This is a genomic window from Pseudonocardia sp. ICBG601 (assembly GCF_020496245.1).
In genome coordinates this window covers 1-5,155 of the sequence record NZ_JAHLJA010000177.1, presented here as the reverse complement: position 1 = coordinate 5,155, position 5,155 = coordinate 1, and the positions used below count along the sequence as shown (strand labels likewise).

Annotated in this window: 5 protein-coding genes; all 5 read right to left on the bottom strand. The window is 68.6% G+C overall.

Annotated features, from left to right (window positions below; translation table 11 throughout):
• Positions 1-1,314 (bottom strand): protein rep (locus tag KPL57_RS57410; RefSeq protein WP_226358535.1); only part of this gene is annotated, 1,314 nt, incomplete at its 3' end.
• A gap of 614 nt (positions 1,315-1,928) precedes the next feature.
• Positions 1,929-3,152 carry a hypothetical protein gene (locus tag KPL57_RS57405; RefSeq protein WP_226350985.1) on the bottom strand — a complete coding sequence of 408 codons (1,224 nt, stop codon included), beginning with the start codon at positions 3,150-3,152 and terminating at the stop codon, positions 1,929-1,931.
• 72 nt (positions 3,153-3,224) lie between these two features.
• On the bottom strand, positions 3,225-3,401 hold the full coding sequence (locus KPL57_RS57400) for a hypothetical protein (protein ID WP_226350986.1): 177 nt from the start codon (positions 3,399-3,401) through the stop codon (positions 3,225-3,227).
• Complete coding sequence (locus KPL57_RS57395) at positions 3,401-3,814, bottom strand: hypothetical protein (RefSeq protein ID WP_226350987.1); 414 nt, start codon at positions 3,812-3,814, stop codon at positions 3,401-3,403. The genes KPL57_RS57400 and KPL57_RS57395 overlap by 1 nt, the downstream gene beginning before the upstream one ends.
• A 156-nt stretch (positions 3,815-3,970) precedes the next feature.
• Positions 3,971-4,735 carry a GntR family transcriptional regulator gene (locus KPL57_RS57390; RefSeq protein ID WP_226350988.1) on the bottom strand — a complete coding sequence of 255 codons (765 nt, stop codon included), beginning with the start codon at positions 4,733-4,735 and terminating at the stop codon, positions 3,971-3,973.
• Between the last annotated feature and the right edge of the window lie 420 nt (positions 4,736-5,155).

The window sequence follows — 5,155 nt, the reverse complement described above, 5'->3', positions numbered from 1 at the left end:
GAACCGTTGCTCGGCGAACCGGTGTGTGGTGAACCAGCGTCGGCGTGCTCGACGCTGCTCGGGGTCCTCAGCTGCCAGGGCTGCCTTAAGCCAGCCGAACGGTTGTCGCTCGGGTGGATCGTCGAGTTGCACGGCGCGTTCGGTGGTATCGGTCTCGAACTCGAAGTCCAGACCCCGGGCGTCGAGCCAGGCGTGCGCGGCGGGGACACCGCCGTGGCGAGTGGCGAGCAGGAGGTCCTCGGCTTCGGGGTAGACCTTGCGCCAGGTTCGTGCAGGTAGAACCGCTGCGAGTTCGCCTCCAGCGTTCTCCTCCGCGATGGTCTCGTCGTCGATCTCGTCGAGCTTGCACTTGGCCTTGAGCCCGTTCGACCAGACCAGCTGCTGCATGCCCTTCGAGCCCTGCTCCCACTCCTGCCACAACGCGATGTCGCGCTCGTCACCAGTCTCCAGGGCGTCAGCGAGGATCTGGAACGGGGTCCTCGACCCGTTCTTGCCCTGCTTCCAGCGGCCCCCTGCGGTCTCGAACGCCAGCTTGGAGATGTACTTGGCCATCTTCTCCAGCGCGCCGGACCCGACCCGGACATCGACCCCGTGCTCGAACGAGGCGGTGAAGCCGGACTTCGCCAGCCCGGCGGTCCAAAGCTTGTAGACCTTCGTGACCAGCTCCGGAACCCGCGCAGTCACATCCTCCGGGAAGATCAACAAGGCGTGGATGTGCAGGTGCCAGCCGTTCACTTCCGCCTGAGTCGCGTCGATGCCGCGCACGTAGTCCATGTCGAGGAGCTGTTTAAGCTCCTGCCAGGACCGTGACGTGCTCAGGTGCCGCCACGCCCGGGTCAGCGCCCGACGGACTTCCCGCAGGCTGTGGCCCTTGTGATGGCTCATCGTCAAGGTCAGCAGCGCGACCGTCCCACCCCGCTCAGCGTTCCAGTTGATCAAGTGCTGGAGCTCCTTCGCCCGCTTCGCGCTGATCTTCGCCGAGCACACCGGGCAATCCCAGACGCTCCCGCAGGTCACCAGGCCACCGAACCCGGCCGAGCCGGGCTCCTCACCCGAGCCCGGGGTGTGATGCAGCGACACCTCACCTCCAGTGTTGATCGAGACCCGACCGCACCGCGCGACCCGCGGCAACGTCGTGATCTCCGCGAGCTTGCGCCGCGCAACGTACTTCTCCCGCAACGCCTGATCCTGACGCTCCCAGAACGTCCTCGCAAGATCATCCCCATGGCTCTGACCAGCGGCGGAGTCACTTATCGCGTCGTTACCAAGCGCGGGCACGCCCGCGGTGTCGACGCGCGTCAGCGCGGCGGTCATCGAGCACCCCCAGCGATCAGCCCGCTCTGGCCGGTGCCCGGCCGGGACGGGCTCCGGCCCGCTCCTGCCTCCGGCCCGCGGGCCGGACCCGGCCCGGCCGGGCGCGCGCCTGCGGCACGAAGACTGAGAGTGTTCTCGGTGCCGGTGCAGTAGCGCGTGCTGCGGTGAGCCCTCCCTCGAAGCGGCCCAAGTGTCGAACGGTGCTCAGAACCCGCCAAGGGCGCCGCGAGCGGCGTCGCTCCGCGATCGACTCCGTCGACCCTTGACTGAACCTGACCACCGCTCAGGCGGCCTTGTATCGAGGAAGGGCAGCGGTCGAGACGGGCGGTGCCCCTGTTCGCCGTCCGGCATCCGGTGCTGTCGTCGATAGGACGACGCCGACGGTTGACCGACACCACAGCATGCCGCGCGGGACGGCGGGAGGCGTAGGCGATCGAGATGTGCCCGCGTGCCGTAGCCCCGAGTCGCGGGGGCGGGGTTAAGCTTGAAGTAGCCATGTTGGCCGGTCCAGTCCGATCGTTATGGTGATGACTTCCGGCCGACGGGCGAGCCCCTGGGATGACACTCCTGGGGGCTCACTTCTTTGTCGGCCTTGGCCGCTGACTCTGGCCTATTCAGGCCGCTACCTGGTGGAGGCGCGCCGGGGCGTCCCCTGCAACCTCGTCCCAGTACCGGGCGTAGTCGGCGTCCTCCGACGGCCCAGGCAGGCGCGGGCCGCGGGCTCGGGTCAGCGCGATGCCGGGGGCCTGGACCAGGGCGACGCCGGGCGGAGACTGCCGGTGCTGGACCAGCTCGGCGCGGGCGTCCTGGCCATGGAGCATGACCAGGGCCTCGGGGTCGTCGACGCGGAAGCTCAGCCGCAGCCCGAGCTGCCCGCGGGCGAAGCCCTCGATGATCGTCGCGTCGGCGCGCTGGGTGACCACCAGCAGCCGCATCCCGGCCTTGTGCCCCTCCGACACCAGACGCCCGAACGCGTGCAGCAGCTGCTCACGCACCTTCGGCTCGCCCTTCGGGGTCGGGGTGGTGGAGGCCAGCCGCAGTAGGCCGGCCAGCTCCTCGAGCACCACCACGATCAGCGGCCGGTCACGGGTGAAGGCGGTGAGCTTGTCGTGGCGGTCGGGCAGCTCGGCGATACGCGCGTCCATCTCCCCGACCAGCCGGTCGAGCAGGTCGCGGTGAGCCAAGACGTCGCCGCTACCGGTGGCCTGCCACTCGTGGTGCCGGGTGCCTGCCCAGGGGCGGCCGAGCAGCAGCCCGGAGGGGTCTGACCCGGCGATCAGGACGTCGTCCAGGCGGGCGAGCTGCGCCAACACCGAGTAGCACCACACCGACTTACCCGAGCGGGTCGCGCCCTGCACACAAGCGTGCGGAGCCTGGACCCACGGCATCGCCAGCGGGCAGCCAAGCTCGTCGCGGGCGACGAGGACCTGAGCTCCGCTGACCGAGTGGTCGCGGGCGGGGAGCGAGGTGGTGACGTCGACGGCGAGCGGGTCTCCGGTGAGCAACTCGATCCGAACCCAGTGCGGACCCCGAGGCTCGACCCGGATGCGGTCACAGCCCAGAGACCCCGAGAGCCGCTCGGCCACCTCAGGGGCCCGGAAGTCGGCGGCGAGCTGGCCCGGCATGAGCTTGACAATCAGGACCGGGTCGGGGCCAGAGACATCCGCCCGGGCCAGCGTCGGGACGACGATCGTGGTGCCGGAGGCGACCTGCACGGCGTGCGACAACCCGACGTGCTCACAGGCCCGGCGCCACGTGTCGGTGAGCTGGTCGACCAGCTCACGCCCAGCCCGGTCCTGCTCTCGCTCCGCCCGGCAGGCGGTGGTCCAGATGCCCATCTCGGGCCCCCCTTCCTCAGAACGGCCCCGGACCGGAGGTGATCCGGACCGAGGCCTCAGCCGTGGTCGTGGTCAGCTCGCGCGGGCGAGCGGAGTCGAGTCGGTCGACGAGGTCGTGGCGAGGTCGCCGGTGAAGGCCCAGCCGTCGCACCGCGGGCACTGATCAGGCAGCCGGTCACCGTCGTCGACGATCTCGGTGACGTCCTGGCAGAAGGTGCAGACCAGCACCAGGACGGCCGGGCCGGACATCACGCGGCCTGCTCGCCGCGCTTGTGGGCCGTGCCGCCGATCGGGCGGATGCCCTCGGCGCGGTAGTAGACCTGCGCCCCCACCACCTTCTCCTGGCCGGTGTCGCGGTCCTTGATCTTCTTGTCCATCACACCGACCTCCAAGCCGACCAGCTCGACCGACATACCGGGCTGGACACCCTGGCGGGGGTCCTCGTGCGAAGCGATGGTGATCGACAGGACCGCGAACTTCGGGGCACCGAAGGTCCGGAACCCGGCCGTGACCTGCGCCGTCCACTTCGGGGTGCCGTCCTTCATGCACTCCTGGTCGGTCTCGCTGCCGAAGCGCAGCTTCGGTGCGACGTCCATGACCATGACCATCTGGAACGTCGCAGCCTGATCGATCTTGAAGCTGTTCGGACCCTGGTTCGACATGCGCATCTCCCGTGTTCTCGATCCGCCACTCCGGACCTGACCGTCAGCTTATCTACCTGTCTACCTTCCCACACGGGTACCTGGATAGACAAGTAGTCACCGCAAGAGAAAGGGCCGCTCACTCGATCGGCCCAGTCTCTGGCTGTTTTTGGCTGGTCAGTCGGTTGCGTCGAACTCGTAGACGTAGCGGTGCAGGCCACCAGCGGCAACGGAGTCGAAGTACTCGACGACCCGGCCGTCGCCGGTGATGGCGTGGCGGACGAGTGCGGTCACCGGCGCCCCGGTGGGCAGGTGCAGCGCCACCGCCTCCTCCGGTCGGGCCTGGCGTGACATCAGCTCCTCACGGAATCGCGCGAGCGGGAAGCCGTTGGCCTCCAAGAGCCCGTAGATGCCGCCGGGAGCCGTCTGGCCAGCCGAGTAGCCGATCTGGGCGTCGACGCTGGCAGGGATATAGCTGTCGGCGAGCTGGGTCGGTACACCTGCAACCCACATACGCCGGCGCTTTACGACAGCGGTGGCCTCACCGATGACCTCGGCGATCTCCGACGAGACCGTGACGGTCTCGATGGGGCTCTGGTCCTCGGACTGCCAGGTGAGCCCCAGGGCCTCGGCCTCAGCAGCTAGAGCACCCTTGCCTGCCGCCCGAGCGGAGCGAGAGAAGCGGTCGTTGCGCAGCGCCAGGACCGGAGCGACCTCGCGGACGAAGGACCCGATCCCGCGCTTGCTGTCGATGAGCCCTTCCTGTTGCAGCTCTGCGAGCGCACGACGAGCCGTGTTGCGGTTGACCTTGAACTGAGCGACAAGGTCAGGCTCGCTGGGCAGCTTGGCCCCCGGTGCAAGTACGCCGGACCTGATCTGCTCGCGGAGCGTATCCGCGATCTGAGCGAACACCGGACGATCACTCGTGACGTCGATGGACATAACCGCAGCTCCTTCCTCACTGGTGATGATCACGAAGGCAGTTGTCTACCTGTGTGCACAAGTGTAGTGGAGTCACGCGATGCAGTCGCGGCGACACCCCGACGGTGTCGTCGCCGTGCCGGACAGTCGACGGCAAACCGACCCGGACCGCACCCCGGGGGGGCGGAAGCGGCGCGAGTGCCCCGAGAGCGGCTTTGAAGCGCCTTTGAACCGGCTTTGAAGCGACCAGAAACTGATCTCGACCGTCACACCGCCACAACCCGCCTGTGACCTGCGGAAACACCGGTCTCGGTGGGTGGGGTGGCGCCCGACACCTCAACCACCCTGCTTCGCTTGACGGCCGGTCGAGGTGTCGGGCGCCACCCCACCCACCTCTACAGTTCTCGATCTTGAGTCAGGGCTGGGGCCCTGACCTGATCC